Source organism: Bartonella sp. AP88HLJMH (assembly GCF_042195605.1).
GTDB lineage: Bacteria > Pseudomonadota > Alphaproteobacteria > Rhizobiales > Rhizobiaceae > Bartonella.
Map to the genome: position 1 here is coordinate 1 of NZ_JBHIOR010000077.1, position 1,400 is coordinate 1,400.

The window sequence follows — 1,400 nt, forward strand, 5'->3', positions numbered from 1 at the left end:
AGCACCAAAGCTAAAACAGCCCAATGATAGGAACCGTGTGCCCATTAATAAAACAATCCCTGCCGAAATCAAGCGAGGAGACAACGGAATCTCATAAACTGATTTATGAAGTTAATAATGTAATGGTCAGTCTTTCTAAATATGTGAAAATTAAAAGGTGTGAAATATGCAAAAGCTGATTATTATCATAGCGATTAGTGCTTTTCTTGGAACAACAAACTTAGCAAGAAGTAACACTCTTACTAAGCAAGGAGGAGGTCATAGCCGTTTTGCAGTTCCTACTATAGGGTCAGGAAATCTCGATTCAAGCAACAATTATAAACCAAAACCACCAAAAGGCTATGAGCCACCACGTAAACTTCCACCCGATATTAAAATTGACCTTTCTAATTTTGGAACGATGAGAAATCGCGTACCGTCCAAACCTAGTGGCTCTAAGCCATCTAACACACCTCCAATATCTCCCACAGCTCAGGTACCTAAATCAACTTTCGTATCTGCTCCATCAGCAAAATATCTGGAGCTTACTAATCTATTAAAAAAAGGGGAAATTATTGAGCTCTTAAAAAAACAGCTTGAGTTGAAAAAAGAACAACTTTCGCAAACAGAAAAAACCTATCAGGCTATAACAAATAGTCAAAAAACTGGACCTAAAACTATAGATTTTTCTAGTTTTTTTCTCAAAGAACCAGAATCGCTCTATAAGAGTGATAAGCTTTCAAGGAAATCATATCAAAAGGTACTAGAGGACGAAAACAAAGTTTCTGAGCCTTTTGATCAAATGGGCAAAGCTATTTCAGAGCGTTTACAATTTGCATCGATACTAGATAAAGCTGTAAGTTTAGAAACTTTTGAAAACGTAGAAAATCGTTTTCAATACCTCAAAAATCTATTTAATGAACTTCAAACAAAAGAAAACCTGAAAGATATTGCAGATCTTCAAGCACATATCGATGGTTCGTTAACCATGATCCAAAATGAATTTATAAAGATGGAAATGGTAGCGCATTTACGTGACGCTGAGCAATCACTTATCAAAAGGAAAAGACGCGAACTTGATATGAAAATTTTTGATCATGAAAAAAAAGGGATGCCTATCATACGATGAAAACAAAAACCAATGTAGAAGGTTCAGTACTCTCTGAACAATTAAGAGAGGCACAAAGATTTTATCAAAGCCAAGATATCGTGCTGAAAACACTTAGGTAATGTATAAATGAAAATGAGGCGTTTAGCATATATCTATGTTCCAAGGTGATAAAAAGTTGAAAATTTGTTAAAGAGGAATTCCATGGACTTTACAGTGTTCACGCAACTTTTCAATAAAATTGATCAGATAACAAAAACATATGTCACGGATATTTCCTCAAAAGCAATTGTTACAATTACACCCTTTGTAT

General features: G+C 34.8%; 1 protein-coding gene and 2 pseudogenes. All 3 read left to right on the forward strand.

The window, feature by feature from the left end; all coding sequences use genetic code 11:
* A pseudogene (locus ACFIMA_RS09605) lies at window positions 1-97 on the forward strand (TrwH protein); the annotation flags it as partial.
* A 69-nt stretch (window positions 98-166) separates the two neighbouring features.
* Complete coding sequence (locus ACFIMA_RS09610; RefSeq protein ID WP_375693778.1) at window positions 167-1,108, forward strand: type IV secretion system protein; 942 nt, start codon at window positions 167-169, stop codon at window positions 1,106-1,108.
* A gap of 183 nt (window positions 1,109-1,291) precedes the next feature.
* A pseudogene (locus tag ACFIMA_RS09615) lies at window positions 1,292-1,400 on the forward strand (trwi protein); the annotation flags it as partial.

What these genes read in the sequence shown, in the direction of transcription:
- ACFIMA_RS09610 (WP_375693778.1), top strand. Translation starts at nt 167, where the DNA reads ATGCAAAAGCTGATTATTATCATAGCGATTAGTGCTTTTCTTGGAACA.